Annotated in this window: 12 protein-coding genes; 2 read left to right on the top strand and 10 right to left on the bottom strand. The window is 44.9% G+C overall.

The window, feature by feature from the left end; genetic code table 11:
• The first annotated feature begins 171 nt into the window (after nt 1-171).
• A complete protein-coding gene (locus tag MKY23_RS12725) occupies nt 172-1,956 on the top strand; it encodes an ABC transporter substrate-binding protein (protein WP_339838528.1) in 1,785 nt (594 codons plus the stop codon).
• 16 nt (nt 1,957-1,972) lie between these two features.
• Here the strand turns inward: MKY23_RS12725 and MKY23_RS12720 are convergent, their stop codons facing one another.
• The gene (locus tag MKY23_RS12720) at nt 1,973-3,361 is read right to left on the bottom strand and encodes an FtsW/RodA/SpoVE family cell cycle protein (RefSeq protein ID WP_339838525.1); all 1,389 of its coding nucleotides are present in this window, start codon (nt 3,359-3,361) and stop codon (nt 1,973-1,975) included.
• Nucleotides 3,361-3,696, bottom strand: coding sequence for a helix-turn-helix transcriptional regulator (locus tag MKY23_RS12715; protein WP_167375822.1), 336 nt, complete (start codon nt 3,694-3,696; stop codon nt 3,361-3,363). The genes MKY23_RS12720 and MKY23_RS12715 overlap by 1 nt, the downstream gene beginning before the upstream one ends.
• A gap of 218 nt (nt 3,697-3,914) precedes the next feature.
• Here MKY23_RS12715 and MKY23_RS12710 point away from each other — a divergent pair, with 218 nt between their 5' ends.
• Nucleotides 3,915-4,505 (top strand): AAA family ATPase, encoded by a 591-nt coding sequence (locus MKY23_RS12710; protein WP_090923963.1) that lies wholly within the window; start codon nt 3,915-3,917, stop codon nt 4,503-4,505.
• Between the two features lie 612 nt (nt 4,506-5,117).
• Here the strand turns inward: MKY23_RS12710 and MKY23_RS12705 are convergent.
• From MKY23_RS12705 to MKY23_RS12670, 8 genes are all read right to left on the bottom strand, one after another.
• A complete protein-coding gene (locus MKY23_RS12705; protein WP_339838519.1) occupies nt 5,118-6,092 on the bottom strand; it encodes a TIM barrel protein in 975 nt (324 codons plus the stop codon).
• A gap of 120 nt (nt 6,093-6,212) precedes the next feature.
• Nucleotides 6,213-7,907, bottom strand: coding sequence for a hypothetical protein (locus tag MKY23_RS12700; protein WP_221789715.1), 1,695 nt, complete (start codon nt 7,905-7,907; stop codon nt 6,213-6,215).
• Nucleotides 7,908-7,927: 20 nt separating this feature from the next.
• Nucleotides 7,928-8,800 (bottom strand): carbohydrate ABC transporter permease, encoded by an 873-nt coding sequence (locus tag MKY23_RS12695; protein ID WP_221789717.1) that lies wholly within the window; start codon nt 8,798-8,800, stop codon nt 7,928-7,930.
• Nucleotides 8,801-8,860: 60 nt separating this feature from the next.
• Nucleotides 8,861-9,763, bottom strand: coding sequence for an ABC transporter permease subunit (locus MKY23_RS12690; protein ID WP_090920550.1), 903 nt, complete (start codon nt 9,761-9,763; stop codon nt 8,861-8,863).
• Nucleotides 9,764-9,879: 116 nt separating this feature from the next.
• Nucleotides 9,880-11,484: an extracellular solute-binding protein gene (locus MKY23_RS12685; protein ID WP_221789719.1), complete on the bottom strand. Its 1,605-nt coding sequence runs from the start codon at nt 11,482-11,484 to the stop codon at nt 9,880-9,882.
• Between the two features lie 392 nt (nt 11,485-11,876).
• Entirely contained in the window at nt 11,877-12,248 is a 372-nt protein-coding gene (locus tag MKY23_RS12680; RefSeq protein WP_154886162.1) for a hypothetical protein, read from the bottom strand.
• A 167-nt stretch (nt 12,249-12,415) separates the two neighbouring features.
• A complete protein-coding gene (locus MKY23_RS12675) occupies nt 12,416-14,659 on the bottom strand; it encodes a helix-turn-helix domain-containing protein (protein WP_221789721.1) in 2,244 nt (747 codons plus the stop codon).
• A 46-nt stretch (nt 14,660-14,705) separates the two neighbouring features.
• Nucleotides 14,706-15,929 carry an MFS transporter gene (locus MKY23_RS12670; RefSeq protein ID WP_260511001.1) on the bottom strand — a complete coding sequence of 408 codons (1,224 nt, stop codon included), beginning with the start codon at nt 15,927-15,929 and terminating at the stop codon, nt 14,706-14,708.
• Nucleotides 15,930-15,976 lie beyond the last annotated feature (47 nt).

Here is a 15,976-nt window from a genome sequence, read left to right as displayed (position 1 = left end):
AGATGGGATGAAGAGATTATTATATCAATCATAGGAAAAACCTCCATTCATCTATCTACGTTTTATTCTAAATGATAAAATAAGAACACAAACAGAAATCTTGACCGATATAACTTCTTATTTTAGATTGCTAAGGAACGTCATACACCTTGTCATCAAGGAGGAACCCCGATGAAGCTACATCAGCAATACTTGCTACTGCACAGCCAGCTCGGCGAAGCATCAGAACACACCATAACTCTAGCAGATCTCGCTGTGATCCTTGACTGTACCCATCGCAACACATTAACAATTGTGAAAAAAATGGCTTCTTTGGGCTGGATTCATTGGCATGCCCAGCGGGGACGAGGACGGCGTTCGACACTATCTCTACTGATTCCAGCAGATCAAATTGCTGCAGAGTACATGATGCAAGCGATGAATCGCCTGGAGTTACAAGAGGCTGCGGATCAAGTTCGCGCCTTCTCCAGTTCAATGTCTATGCAACATGTTCTCAACCAGTGGTTGCTTGGTTATTCAGGGCACCACACGGAAGCTGGAACGAACAATGAACCCATTGAAACGCTTCGTTTACCTATTCGCCAGCAACTTCATGCGCTCGATCCGTTATATATTAATCTGCTTGCCGAGTCTTTCGTAACAAGCCACGTATACGATGGACTTGTGCAGCGAAATGAGCGAGGACACATTCTACCCTGTCTAGCGCATACATGGGATGTATCCGCTGATAGACGGACATGGATTTTCCATTTGCGGAAAGGGGTTTATTTTCACAACGGCAGTCCCTTTACAGCACCCGATGTCGTCTATTCGTTCGAGCGACTGTTATCTACAGAGCGCCGTACATTGTACCGTGAAATTATGAAACAGATCCATTCAGTTGAAGCGTTAAACCCCTTAACTGTACGCTTTTGTTTAAAACAACCGCAGGAATTATTTTTATCTTTTCTGACAACAAGCCGGGCCGTCATTGTTACTCGGAACCCAGATACAGATCAGATAAACATGCCTACCGAGCCGATACATTCCATGTTGAAACCGGTAGGAACGGGGCCTTTTAAAGTTGCCGTATGGGATCATCACCTGTGCAGACTTGAAGCATATACAACTTATTTTCAGGGTAGATCTCTTATTGACCGGGTGGATATTCTGCAAATTCCGTGGGGTACTCCACTGGAGGGACTTGATCCAAATCAGGTGCCCGGACCAACTGAACATGTGGAATCTCCCTTCTTCCACCTTGTTCATAATCCGGCTAAAAATGCGGGTACTGCTCGGACACAGGCAAGTTCTGGAGTGACCGTGACCAAGTTGCTTACGTGTAACACACAAAAAACCGGACCGTTAAACGATCCGGCTGTACGAGCCTATTTGCAACAGTGTATTGATCTGGCACTACAGAAGGGGACAGAAAATCGACCTCAACATCACGAATATAAACATGGGAAAACTCCCACTTCACAGGAGAACTCTCCTTACGATGCACCCATTGCCTTGCACCTTGCTACCATTCCGCAATATCGGCCCGATGCTGAGCGACTTGCACTGATTTTGGAAAAATCCGGTTTTCATTGCACCATACACACAGGCAACATGGAACAATTCAAAGGCGATTGGCGGCTTGAATCCGATCTGATTCTCTTCTCCCTGATTCAAGATCGTGACGTGGAGCTTCGCAGATATGATCTGTTCTCCACATTATCCGAGCATCTGGAATCCCCGTCTCAGGAGTGGGTTCAGTATAGATTACAATCCGTTGCTATATCTCCACATACCAGCGAGCGTAAGCAGGCACTATTCGATATCGAAGAATTTCTAATTCGTGAACATCTAATGTTCATTTTGTCCCAAAAACCTGTAGAAACCGCTTATCTTCCTTCCGTTCGCGGAATGTCATTCAACAGTCAGGGCTGGGTTAATCTGCGGCACATCTGGTTTCCCTCTGATAAGTTGTGAACCTTGGCATAGTCCATCATCTTTCTGATAACGTCATACTCTTTCCCGTGTGGGTTCGGGTGTAGTTACGGCTCAAGGAAACCGTATCCTTTCGACGATAAACACCAAGAAGCAAACCGATCATAGCGTATTCAAGTATCACATGAGATCTATATCCGATAAGGGGAAATTCAATACTCATGATTGGGACCATTCCCGTAATGATCGCAACTGAATAACTCAGTTGAAGTGCAAGTGTAACCGTTACAGACAGTACAATCATCGAACCAAACTTGTCTTGTATACGCGGCAGTATTTTAAATAATGTATTTACAAACCACACTATGCCAACAATAAACAGCGCACAGGCAGACCACCCAAACACGTCTATAAGCATAACCCCTGGATAACTCAGATAAAGATATTTTAAAGTTGATCCTATCGGGATATTCGTACCATTCCCCCACCATCCCGCTGTTTGGACGATATCAATAATAGCGTTATTCATAAATCCCATACCCTTAGAATCTTGATCCAGATTAAATACAACAGACAACCTTTCGAATCGACTATATTGATCGGTTACAAGTAATAACAAGGCTGCAGCCACTCCACAAAAACACGCAGTAATCAGCGTATACAGCCACTTTCTTGTAATCCATCCGAACAGTAGCAAACATATGCATCCAAATAACGATAATCGGACCCAATCCGAGATTTGATAGATGAGTACCATAGGCAAAGCTACTAACGCAACATAGGTAAAGATCATTTGCACGTTCTGACCCGAACGAAAATGGGAAATGACTATCCCGCCGATCGCGAGTGGCAATATCCAAAGCGCGGACGTAGTAACATCGATTGAGAAGCCAAATGGCAATATAAGCATTCTATTCAAGCTACCATACGAGTCTGCTATCACCGGGGTAATCCATAAGAGAACATTCATTAGAATGTATACCCACCAAGCAGATTTAATCCATTTCCTATAGTCGAAAAAGAGGCAGAACAACATGGCTAACATCCCCATACTTGTATACAGTAGATGGACGGATGAGTATTCATTTCCCAAGTCTAATAGACTATTCGTATATATCCAGGTCAAAACCATGCCAATAAGAGCCATCCCCACGACTCCCGCCAATAATCCCCAGTGCATTCGGTGACGATGAATTTTGTGCATTCTTTTGCCTAGATCAGCCGGATCACCCATTTGTTCAATAGCGTATGTGGCAGCTGCCTCCGTTGTAAATCCTTCCTGCTCCTTGTCATAGGTCATCTCTTCGAGATGATTCCCGAGTTCCTCACGAAGATCGTTATGTACTTCCCTCGCCCTGACCTGATCACAGATTTGATCCAGATAACTCTGAATCTGTTCCTTTTTTTCTTTCTGCTTCCCCTGCTCTTTCACTTGCTTCAGATTCATCAGGCTAAACCTCCTTCACCGATCACTCGATCTACAGCACGACGAAATAGAGACCATTCCGCTTTTTTCTGTTGTAATGCCTGTATGCCTTGCTCTCGTATGGAGTAATATTTCCGTTTTCTGCCCTCCACTTCTGCCCAGTAAGCCTCCACCCATCCTTCGATTTCCATCGCGTGTAGAATCGGATACAACGTTCCTTCTTTGAGACTAAACACGCCCTCTGATTGACGATGCAGTTCCTTAATCAGCTCATAGCCATACATGGGTTGTGCATGAAGTAAAGTTAAAATTAATGTTTCTGTACTTCCTTTAATCATTTGTTTATTTATCTGCAAACAAAACGCTCCCTCCTAAGTACTGGTCTAATACATCGGAAATCTATGCATAGTTAATCTAGGTGTCATGATACCTTATAATTCCTTCGATGTCCAGCACCCCATTTATCTTTTTATGTTAAACTACCTCTATCCAGCTTTGAATTGTATATAGAAATTTTTTCGATCTTTACAGATTTAGATAGACCGATATTACGAATTAAAGGAGACATTCTCTCATGCGCAAAAGTAAACTTATTTTCTTTCTCGGCGGAGCCGGAAGTGGCAAAACTACACTCGCCAAAGCGCTCTCACGTAAATATAAAGCTGCATTTTTGGACATGGACATCCTGCTTCGTCCCGCAGCTGAGGCCATCATGACGTTACAAGGGCTTGATCCATCAGACCGGGATTCACCAGAATACAAACGGCTGTGCCGTGATCTGGGTTATCGAATCACGATGGACGCCGCTTTGGATAACGTACAACTTGGTGTAGACACTCTCGTGGTTGGACCTTTTACCAAAGAGACCGGGACACCGGATTGGATTGAGCAGGAACTCGCACGCATTGGCCGTTCCCTCGATAACACAGACGTTCGAGTGGCTTATGTTTATTTGCAGAACGAAGCGTTATACCGTCAACGAATCACAGCGAGACAATCTCCATTAGATGAATGGAAACTAGCTAATTGGGATGCGTTCCGTTCTTCTCTTGATCGAAAACGAGTGGCCTGGCCGCTTCCAACGGAATCTATCGCATACATCGACAATTCTAGTGATGATCCTGCTATTGCTTTTGCTGAATTGGAACGACGGATGTATGAGTGATATGAGTGAAAGGAAAAGGTATGTGGGGTGAACTGGAACGGGTTCGGGTTCGGGTTCGGGTTCGGGTATTGTAGGATGCAATTTTGAGCGCGCGGGTGTAGGTATGAAGGCAATCAAACTCTAACGATCCTGAGAGAGCTTATTTGGACCTTTTTGGCGGTTTTAAAATTCTAACGATCTCAGATGACGCTATTTTCCAAAAAAAGGCCTAAATACACGCAAAAAGTTACTGAAACAACGAAATAAGCTCTCTGGTGATCATTAGAATTTTATATCAGTCTAGATGGAGGAAATAAGCTTCCTGCTGATCGTTAGAACTTTAAGGGTCAGGATTAGAACTCATTTTTGCTATTCTTATCTGATACGTTAACGTGTTCCGATCACCGCTCCGTTCAATCGCTCTCTCCATTCCGTTCCTCCCCTTGACTTGCTTGACGCACTCAGCTTCAATGCATTAAACAAAAAAACACGAGAGAGTGTATGCTCTCCTCGTGTTTCTGTGTTTCTGTGCATTTTGTGTTTTCTGTGCTTTCTCTGTTTTCTGCAATTTCTGTGTTTGCTCTATTTACTCACGCTTGTTGTACTTTGCACTTCCCCAATTCCACTACTGCATCACAATTCGTTCGCCTGCTTCATTTTCTCCCGACGTTCAGCAATACGAGCTTTAATGAGTTTATGACTTTCGTCAATCTCCTCGGGTGTGCAAGCCGCTTTCAGTTCATACACTTTCACAGGAGATCGATCGATGATATCTAGAAATGAATCAAAATAGCTCATGTCCTGACTATGAATATATGGACACCAGTGATCGGACAATCCTACCGTTTCATGGATGTGAACCCCCACGACATGATCGATCAGCGCATTCGCTTCGCGCACATTGTCATACAATCCCATGCGATCCATCATCATGCCGTGGCCGATATCATACCATAATCCAAGCGGTGCACCCTTCATCTGACCAATGATCGTTCCTGCTTCCTGCAACGTAGGCATCTGATAACAGCGTGAACGGGTTTCAATTCCGAAATTCACACCATATCCACGTTGCTCTGACAGATTACATACCTCTTCTAGACTTTCCTGTATGCGTCTCAAGTAGTGCTCACTACTAGCCTGTCTCTTCTCCAGCATCTCATGCCACAACGCTTGATAGGCTGGTGAATCCTTGCCTTGCTTGTGATAGATCTTTTTCAGAGCTTCATCAATGTTATACTCAAACGGCACTTCCCCCGGGTGCACAACAACAGCCTTCGCACCATAGCGGTGAGCGTATTCCGCAGAACGAAGCAACAGTTCAATCGCCCTTTTACGCCGCGGCTCATCGTCGAATCCAAGCAGCACCGAATCCGTTCCATAATCCGGATCGGCTACATGCGGAAACGTGTTATGCACACTCGATACACCCACTTGCCCACGTTCAATCATCGGTTCAATTGTATTTAATAGCTCATCCGTCACATTATAATTCAACTCCACCTGTTTGAAACCAAGCGACAGAATCTCTTCGATCATCCCTTCGCCCGTCGTATGGCGCTTGATATTCCAGCATGTCGAGAATGAGTATTCTTTTTTGTCTGTATACATTTTTACTCTGCCCTGCCTCCTTCCGCACATTAGCCCTATCCCAGTCCTTCTAATAGCCTTCTATAGAAGTCCACTCTTAGTCTCCTGCCTAACCTTATGATACCGTCTTGCCTCATCGATCTATTCGCTGATCTCGAGTTCAAACTTCATACGGTTCTCCGTCACGCCCGGAACATAACGATAGATTATTTCAGCATAGTCGGTATACATTAATACTGCCGGCACTGGTGCTTCTGCTTTTACAGAACAGGTTAGCCCCGGAAGCGTCCAGCGTGTCGGTTGTAAATGCTGTGGATGCAGGTGAGGTCCTTTGATTTCAAAATAAACCTCGATCTCTTCCGCCGTATCCAGCTGCACTTCAATATGCAATGTTTCCGGCGTGACCTCCGCTTCAAAAGTGATGCCCCGCAGATGGCTGTTCCAGTCTCCACCTGTTTCGCGCCGAACAAGACGCAAGTAATACCGCTCTCCTGTCTCGGTCTGCCAATGAATCGTTGCCGGATGCATCTGGCCGTTGGTATTCCGACTGCCAGACATCGCTCCCATCATTCGTGTCTCACCAATCCAGGCCGAAGCGGTACATAAATTTCGATTCGCTTTTGGATCGCTCCGTTCGCAAAGCTCCATGAACTGTTTTTGCACGAGTCGGTCTCCTTGATGGGCTTTGAAATACGGTACAGCCTCTTCAGGGACATCAACACCCAACAACGCTATCATCGGATCATGCCCCGATTCGCAGTTCATGCCTGTCAAATACTCGTAGCCTTCTCCCAGCAATAGATAGAGAAAGACACCGATCGAGCTATGCTCCCGCATCTCCATATCATATGCCCGTGCAAATGGCCCGGAGAGATTCTCCAGATTGGCATTGTAATACAGCGCGATATTGTTCCATAATCCATGCTCAATCGAGTGAGCAATTTCAGTCATGCGCTCAGTTACAGCATACTTTCGGAACATGCCAAGTACGGCGAGATCCACCCCGTAATAGGTCGTGGTATTGAACTCGGCAAACGTGCCTCCGAACTGCTCAAACTCCTGTAACAGACTTTCGGCCTGTGCATCCGCATGCTGAATCCAATCCGTTCGCTGGAACCGATGTCCATAATAATGGGTAATAAAAATATGCATCAGTTCAATGTTGGTGTTCATCGGAATCACATCTGACCGTCTGCGATCAACAGAGCCCTGAACGGCACGTTCCATCGCTTCATCCATCCGCTGAATAAGCGTATCCGGCAGAAGTGCCGCAAACTCGGCTGTTGCTATAGCACACGCACATGCGATAAATTCCCGCCAGTTTGGATCATAACTGATCCAGACCGGGGGTAAAACAGCGTTCACGGACGTATAGAACAGTTCTTTCAATTGTTTGGCGTCTGCGCCTTCTTTCATCAAATCATTCTCTTGCTGCAGATTATGAATAAACTGCGCAGACACCTTCTCAAAGGTGCGTTCCAGGAAATAGGCTGTGCCTGGCGCAAATGATTTCCATGCATAATGACCCGCAGGCGGGTGCTCTTCATTTGTCTGGGTAGCAAAGGTGCCGTGATAGATTTCTTCTGGCGCATCATATTGATAATCGAGCACTTTGTGAAACACACGAACAGCCCGCTCGACATCGCCGGGCTCCTGACGAATCAGCAAGCCCAGCGCATAATGTGCACTGCCTCGTGTACCATGCTCTGATGCATCGTCTTCAAAGCTGCGAAGCAACGCGAATTCATCGTCATAAAAACGATCCATCATAATCATGGACTGGTGTACTAGATGTTGCTGTTCCTTGGACATCTTCTTAACCATCGGTTGTGTCATGCCTATGACCTCCTGGGACGTTAACCTTTTACAGCACCTACCATTACACCGCTGATGAAAAATCGTTGCAACCATGGATAGACGAGCAGGATTGGCAACGTCGAAAATATTACGCTAGCTGCTTTCAAGCTTTCCGGTAACACATGAACTGCACCAATACCTTCATTTTGCATCAGTTCGGTGATTTGGTTTTGCTGAATCATCTGATATAACTTCAATTGTAACGGATACAACTCCGGTTTGGTAATATACATTAACGCATCCTGGAATCCATTCCAGCGTCCTACAGCGTAAAACAGGCTGAGCGTTGCCATTACCGGAAGAGATAGTGGCAGTATAATGCGCATTAACGTTCCAACCTGGGTACTGCCATCAATATCAGCAGCTTCCTCCAGACTTTCCGGAATGCCGCGAAAAAAGGTGATCAGAATAATCATATAAAACGGACTGATCAGGCCAGGAAGAATTAATCCCCAAGTGCTGTCAAGCAAATGCAAATTTTTGATCAAAATATACTCCGGGATTATTCCCCCGCTAAAAAACATCGTCACAACAATGACCAGCATGAACCATTTGCGGCCTCTCAGACTGCTTTTGGCAAGGGGATATGCTGCCATAATCGTCATAAGCATACTAAGCACCGTACTCAGAACCGTCAGCCAGATCGTGTAGATCAGGGAACGAATCATGGAGCCATCACCGAACACCTTGCCATAGGCTTCCCAGGACAGCTCTTTGGGGAAAAAGGAAACCTCTCCCGAACCGATCGCCCGGTTCGAGCTAAGCGAGATCGCAATGATATGGATAAATGGTGCAAGGCACAGTACCATCGCAATGACAATCAGAATTACATTTACTGTGTTGAATATTCGATTCGCCGTGTTTTCCGACATCTCACTCACTCCTTACAGATCATAGATGGATACCGTGTTGCCGCAGAAGCATTCATTCCGTTACATAATGCTCTCATCTGTCAATTTTTTAGATGCGTAGTTTGCACCGAGGATGAAAATCAGTCCAACGACAGCCTGGAACAGTCCCACTGCGGTCGCCAGAGTTACCTGGCCGGATTGCAGACCCAGACGGTACACAAACGTACTAAGCACATCCGAATATTCGCGTACTGCCACATTTCCGATGATGAACGGCCTGTCAAAACTGATAGAAATCATGTTACCAACGTTAATGATTAGCAAGGTAACAATCGTCGTTTTGATGCCTGGCAGGGAGATATGCCAAATTCTGCGCAAACGGCTGGCTCCGTCTACCTCGGCTGCTTCATAGAGTTCACGGTTAATGCCTGTAAGGGATGCCAGATACAAAATTGTTCCCCAGCCTGCGCTCTGCCACACGCCCACGGCGAGATACGTAAAGATCCAATAGTTTTTATCCGATAGAAATGGAAGCGGATCAAGCCCCATGCTCATTAACATGTTGTTAATGAATCCAGATTGTGTGCCAAACACCTGCAATACGATACCACCTATGATGACCCAGGAAATAAAGTGTGGAATGTAAAGCAGCGTCTGTGCCATCTTTTTGAACCAGGCGACTCGTAATTCAAAGAGCAGGATAGCGAGAATTAGCGGTGCCGGAAAAGATACTAGCAAGTCTAGCAAGTTAAGCACAATCGTATTGCGCAAGGCAGTATAGAACCCCTGATTCTGAAACACTTCCTTAAACCCATCGAATCCAATCCACTCACTGCCACCGATTCCTTGGAAAAAGTTAAAATCCTTGAATGCGATCTGTACCCCATACATTGGACCGTATTTGAAAATGATGAAGTATAACATGGGCAACACAAGTAATGCGTACATTTGCCAGTTTCTGCGGAAATAAGTGCCTGTCTTCATAATGTTCCCCCCAAGTCGTGAAGGATGTCTCATGGAAGGCGATCCTTACATCGCCCCCATGAAAAGTCCTGTTCAATACGGCCAGACCTGTCTAACCTGCGCTATATGATGAATAATTACTTCATCGCTTTGTAAGCCTCCGTACGCTCATCAAGAACAGCTTGGCCTCCACTTGCCATATAATCACTCATCATACTGTTGTACACAGCTTCAAAATCAGCCGGTTTGGAGATGGTTGTTTTCACAATAAACTCAGAGAATTTGTCTTTTAAGCCGTTACCATAACGAGATTCCGCTTCAATAGGTTTGGAGAAACGCACGGGTTGAATCGTATCCGTATTGGAGATGGCTACCGATTTACGCATGTCATCCCGATATTTGGGATCTACCTGAACGACATAAGCCTCTTCGTTTTTCTTTTCATCTCCGACATATTTTCCGTTTACAATGATGGCAATATCACCAGAGTTGTAGATCCGACCAGCAATTTCAGGAGAAGCATCTTCTTTAATCTGCGGTACTCCATCCACCAGTTCATAGTTCTCGTCTTTCACGCCGTATTGCAGATCAAACAAATTGTTGCCAGAAGCCATCCAATCCAGATATTTCATAGCCGCTTCTGCATTCTGACTTGTTTTAGGAATCATGACATACATCGCATTGGGTGCATATGCCGGCTTGGCAAATTTGCCTTCCGAATTTTTGAATGCATCAATCGGTGTCATCACCGCATCTGGTTTATTCGTTTGCAGATTTTTATACGTACCTGAGATGTAAATTTCTCCGGCATCTTCACTGTAGAAACCTACTTTCCCGTTGGATACATCTTCCCATAGTTTTTTCTTGTCTTTATCCAGCCCGAAGTCTGCGCTCATTAGTCCCTCGTTATACAACGTGTTCATATATTTCAGTGCATCTTTGAAACCAGGGAGCAACGTTGGATAATCATTAGAACCTAGCTGTTGAGTCAGTGTATACCTCTGTTCTTCCGTAAGAGGTTGAATGAAAGACCAGATCAATGGCTCATATTGCGCCGAAGCGATTGACATCCCCATGGGAATGAGTGCCGAGCCCACCTTGCCCGGATCTTTCTCCTTGATTGCTTTCAGGGCTGTGTGCAGTTCTTCAGCCGTTTGAGGCGTTGGCAGTCCAAGTGCATCCAGCCAGTCCTGGCGAACATATGAAGCGTACTTTCCTAACACCAGACGTTTACCCGGAACTGCGAATTGTTGTCCATCATACTGACCGTATGCCAGCGTGTCATCACCCAAAAATGTTTTCAGATTGCTTCCCTCTTTGTTCAGCAGATCAGTCAACTCTGTCAAACCGCCTTGTGAGGCATAACGATTAAATGTACCGGAATCATAAGTGAATACAACATCGGGCACTTCAGAACCACTTGCCATGAGCACGTTAAGCTTCTGCACTTCTTCTGAGCGGGGAACCGGAACAAATTGAACATCAATGTTGTTAGGGTCACCAAATTCCTTTTGAATGAAGCGTGTCAGATAACTATCGGAGATGGTGTAACCAGCCGGTGTATTTCCCCGGTCAAAAATTTCTACTTTCAACATGGTTCTGTTCCCCGCACCCGCTTCCCCGGATGATGAAGATGATGGTTCACTACCTGACGAACACGCGGATAATAATAGAGTGAATGCTGTTACCGCTGCGAGAATCGAACTTGCCTTTCCTGCCTTGCGTCTTTGAAATAATTTCATTTGACCTTTCCCCTTTCGCACTCATTCTGTAATGATTCACATGATCGCCACTCCGTTATGGTTGCCCAACTTGTTGCACCTGTGAATGTCATTAATTATTACATTGTTTTCTGAAAATCGACAATAAACTATTTTCAAAACAGGATAAAGCTACTATAACGTCAAGTAACCTATCTTTATAAACAATTTTCCTGACAATAAACTATTTTCACACTAATTATGTTATATAAACTAACACAAATATAAGTTATTCTCACTCTTTTTCAGGTGGTAATCCCCTCTAATTCGACAATAAACGACAAACACTAATCCATTTTCCTGATCTGCGCGCAAATAAAAAAGACCGCCTTATCAGCGGTCATTTCTAAACAATCTATGATGATGCTACTCGACTAGTTTCTTGGAGCAAGATTAAAACGCACTTCTCCAAAAATCGTATCTACTGCGCTTCCTCCGAATTCATCCAGCACATACTCTTTACTCTTGTCGAGATGTTCCAGAATTAATACGTTCAGCTTCTGATCATCATGAATCCCGCCCAGCTTGAACTGTACAGGCAAGCTCAGATGCTCAGCTGTCTCAGTCATGATCTGAACAAGCTCTGACTCATGTCTGTTCCTACTGGTCATGTAGCTTCCCGCTGGAATGTCCAAAGAATATTGCAAACCGTCTACGCTAAAACCGAAGGTACTGTTATCCGTTGTAATGTTAACCTCGCTACCCAGTTCCACGGAGCCCCAAACTTGCTGTCCATACTGATGCATTTTGTCCCCCTCCTTTTGATATATGTATATATAGTTTAGAACATATTGTTTATTTTCTAACTGTGTTCTTACGTCATTTTTCGAGTAGCCTCAAAAAAACTCCCCTACGACGCAACAAAAAATGTACGTTGCTCAAGTAGAGGAGTTTTCAAAAATAATGCTTCGCTTCATTGTTCTTCTTGTTTGCCATATTGCTTGCGATAATCCCCAGGGGTCACGCCAATCACACGTTTGAAAACTCTTCCAAACGAGATCGCATTAGCATACCCCACTTGCTGGGCGATATCCTGAATAGCTGTATCCGTTGATGTTAGCATTCGGCATGCCTTTTCTACTCTCAATTTCACAAGAAAATCAACAAACTTCATACCGAACTCTTCTTTGAACAAATAACTCGCATATTTACCCGAGATTTGAAAACGTTCACTCAGATGTTTCAGCGACAGATCCGGATCATCGAAATGCTCCTCAATGTATACGCGCAGCTCGTTTATCATCGCACGGTGACTTTTCGTTTCATTAACGGCAACATAATTGCGATAGACCTCTTTGAGCCAATCCAGCAAAATCCCCCGAATGCCTTCGAGCGTATCGTCCTCCTGAATTTGCGAGCGAAGCCGCGCCAAAAGCAGCTCATCAAATTGGTGTTGCAAACGTTCAGATAACTCCCCGAACTCACGCGCTAACATCTGAATCAACGATTGCAAGAGCATACGAATATCTTTATCGTTCATTTGGTCTTCATTGAACGCAATAAACATCTGGTCAAGCTGTGCTCGCCAGCCATCCCCCGTAAGCCTGAACTCCCGAACGATATCTGCGAGCATTTGCAAATATTTATACGAATGCAGTTCCATGTGGCCTGGCAATTGTTCACTGAGTACAATCGCATTCTGACCAAGGGTAAGCCGGTGCTGCAGAGCTGTGTCTGCACTGCTATAGGATCGAGTGATTTCTTCCCAGCCATTAACCGTCTGCCCGATTCCGAACGTAAACCGAATCCGGAAATGCTCAGCAATCCACATATGCAACTGTTTAGCCAAATCCATCAGAAGTTCACGACTCAGTCTTTCTTTTTCATTGCAGGCTACCACAACGATTAAACGCCGATTGCCAAACCATTCTGCCCACGCACCAAAATTGCTCTCTTTCTGCACCAGTTCCTTGAACACATTCATCAGTGCCATTTTCAGCGTATTGGAAGGAGCGGGCAGGTCTGCCCCATTCATCTCCGCTACCAATACAGCGGCGCACTGCGGTTCAAGAAACCTTTCCTCAAGCGGTTGCAAGTGACGAAGACGCTGACGGAAAGAATCTATACGTTCACCCTCCATCAAATCCACAAGCAACTGCCTGCGATGAATCAGCAGATTCTCATGATGCTGTTTCTCGTAATCTACGGTTTGAGCAATGAGATGTTCCAGCGCCCGGTCGATCAGTGCAAGCTCGTTTTTGACAGAAGGTGCGGCATTCTCTTCATGCACACGGGGCTGTAACGCCTGAATGCGATTCATCATCAGCTGCATGGGTTTTACGTTTCTACGTGTAATATAGATCAGACCTGCGACCGCACCAGCAATGGTGAGAATACCAATTCCAATCCACACATAGGACACCAGCGATACCCATGAATATAACTGACCTGTCTGAATGCCACTCTCAAAGGTAAGTCCAAGCTTCTCAGCCTTGACCTGATTAAGGACATTCCCCTCTGCCGAGTCAATCTGATGAGCCGAATATACGAGATCCCCATAGTTATTCTTCACCTGTAGAAAAGAAAGATTCGCATCCGTCATATTGTCAATTTGCCTCTCCAAGGCATACATCCGTATGGTAATAACAAGCAGACCTTCACCACCCCAAGGCAGTGGTAGCCATTTATTCATGCTGATGACCTGTGAAGGGACATCAAATGAACGTTCTTTATAGGATCTGGGCTGATTCCAACCCAGATTCAATTTATTTTTCAACGCCTGTTCGATATACGATTTATCCTCAAATTCCTCAAAACTTACCATTCCTCTAGGTGTAATAATGCTCGAATCCGACATTCGGTAGAGGTAAATCGACTGCACCATGCCCTGTTGATCCACCATACGGTTCAGATCACTGGCTGCATCATAAATAAACTGACTGGACAATTGTCCTTTTTCGGCTTCCAAAAAACGACTGTACATTGTGTTCGTTACAATTTCATCCAGCAGTCTCATCTCGATATCGCCTAACGAACGCTCCAATGTGCTGACAATGTAATGTGTGGAGATCATATCCGCTTTTTTGGTTTCTTTTCGTGACAGTTCGTTAACAACCAGGAAGGAGAGAAAGATCAGAATGGAAATCGTGAGCAGAAATAGGGGGAAATATGAATAAATCAACCTGGTGTGCCATGTCCGCTTCAGATTTACCTTCATAGGCCTCAGTTCCTTCCGTTTCTACTTTAAGTTTCTAACTCCATTTCTACTCTAACGGGTATGCCCTTCTCTGCTCTTTGGCCTGTCTGCTGACGATATACAGAATAATTGCCCCCATTGCCGCACTGATGGTACAAGCCAGATACATCATTGACGGACCGCCAGTATCCAACAAATAGCCGTTAAGCATATTTCCCACAATGCCTCCGAGTCCTGCAAACACCATGTTAAACAAGCTTTGACCTGTCGCCTGCATCTCACGTCCAGTAACAGACGCCACATATTCCACTGCCGCGATATAGAAAAATCCAAATGACAATCCGTGCAACACCTGAACACCAATCATCACTTCGGGACTTGGCCATAACCATTGAATTCCCCAGCGTAACATGTAGGCTCCCGCTGCCAGCAACATGGTTCGTTCATGTCCCCACCTGCGCAACACATAAGCGGCTACCAGCATAGAGGGTACATTGGTGATGGAAGCGATCAAAAGAGCTGTACCCGTCAAGGCAACCGAGCCACCAGCCATCTGAAATGAAATAACAAAAAAGGAGTTAAATGCTGTAAGGGTCTGATTCACCAGAAAACAACCTGTGAGAAAGAGAAGGAACGTGCGATTTCGAAGTAATCTTGCCAAACCTACGGAGAAAGTTACCGAGGACGAGGATATGCTCGTCTGCTTGGGGAGTGTGCCCGCCAGTATTGCGCTCAAGATGTTGAAAAACAGAAAGGGCAACCATAACATATGAATGGAAAACTGGGAGAGATACATCCCTGCAGCGAATCCGCCAACCCCTGTCCCCAGGCTTCCGAACAGCCGAATCATACCGTAAGAGGTATTCGCCGCTCTTGCTGCCGTTACCGCGTAGGAGTCAGCTACAGGTATCTGTGTCACTTGAAATATAGTGCACAAAGTATAAATCAAAATTAATATAATGTACACCTGAATATTATAAAAATACGCTAACGCTGCTGGAACAAGCAGACTGACCACCAATACAAGGCGTGTTTTTTTGAATTTATCTACCAAAATCCCCCAGATTGGCTGGAGAATGATGGATATTAATGTTCCGAATGCCATGATGAATCCGGTATCCTTACTCGAAAAACCCTGAGCAACCAATATCGGATTGATGTAAGGGTTAAATATGCCTCCAGCAAGTCCCATAAACAGATATAAACCCTGCAATTTAATTAATACAGCTTTTGCTTCATTGAATTCGGCTTTTGTTTTTTTTGTAGTAGCCGTCATATGTCTATCGCTCATCCGGATCTCCATCCTTTGATTTCTGTAGTCTCTGTGTATGGTTTACT

Source organism: Paenibacillus sp. FSL R7-0272 (genome assembly GCF_037969905.1).
GTDB classification, from domain to species: Bacteria; Bacillota; Bacilli; order Paenibacillales; family Paenibacillaceae; genus Paenibacillus; species Paenibacillus polysaccharolyticus.
Note: the sequence above shows the minus strand (reverse complement) of the source record. Positions and strands in the feature narration are given on the sequence as shown.

Coding starts and splice junctions, on each gene's coding strand:
- MKY23_RS12725 (WP_339838528.1), top strand. CDS start 172: ATGAAGCTACATCAGCAATACTTGCTACTGCACAGCCAGCTCGGCGAA.
- MKY23_RS12720 (WP_339838525.1), bottom strand. CDS start 3,361: ATGAATCTGAAGCAAGTGAAAGAGCAGGGGAAGCAGAAAGAAAAAAAG.
- MKY23_RS12710 (WP_090923963.1), top strand. CDS start 3,915: ATGCGCAAAAGTAAACTTATTTTCTTTCTCGGCGGAGCCGGAAGTGGC.
- MKY23_RS12705 (WP_339838519.1), bottom strand. CDS start 6,092: ATGTATACAGACAAAAAAGAATACTCATTCTCGACATGCTGGAATATC.
- MKY23_RS12700 (WP_221789715.1), bottom strand. CDS start 7,907: ATGACACAACCGATGGTTAAGAAGATGTCCAAGGAACAGCAACATCTA.
- MKY23_RS12695 (WP_221789717.1), bottom strand. CDS start 8,800: ATGTCGGAAAACACGGCGAATCGAATATTCAACACAGTAAATGTAATT.
- MKY23_RS12690 (WP_090920550.1), bottom strand. CDS start 9,763: ATGAAGACAGGCACTTATTTCCGCAGAAACTGGCAAATGTACGCATTA.
- MKY23_RS12685 (WP_221789719.1), bottom strand. CDS start 11,484: ATGAAATTATTTCAAAGACGCAAGGCAGGAAAGGCAAGTTCGATTCTC.
- MKY23_RS12680 (WP_154886162.1), bottom strand. CDS start 12,248: ATGCATCAGTATGGACAGCAAGTTTGGGGCTCCGTGGAACTGGGTAGC.
- MKY23_RS12675 (WP_221789721.1), bottom strand. CDS start 14,659: ATGAAGGTAAATCTGAAGCGGACATGGCACACCAGGTTGATTTATTCA.
- MKY23_RS12670 (WP_260511001.1), bottom strand. CDS start 15,929: ATGAGCGATAGACATATGACGGCTACTACAAAAAAAACAAAAGCCGAA.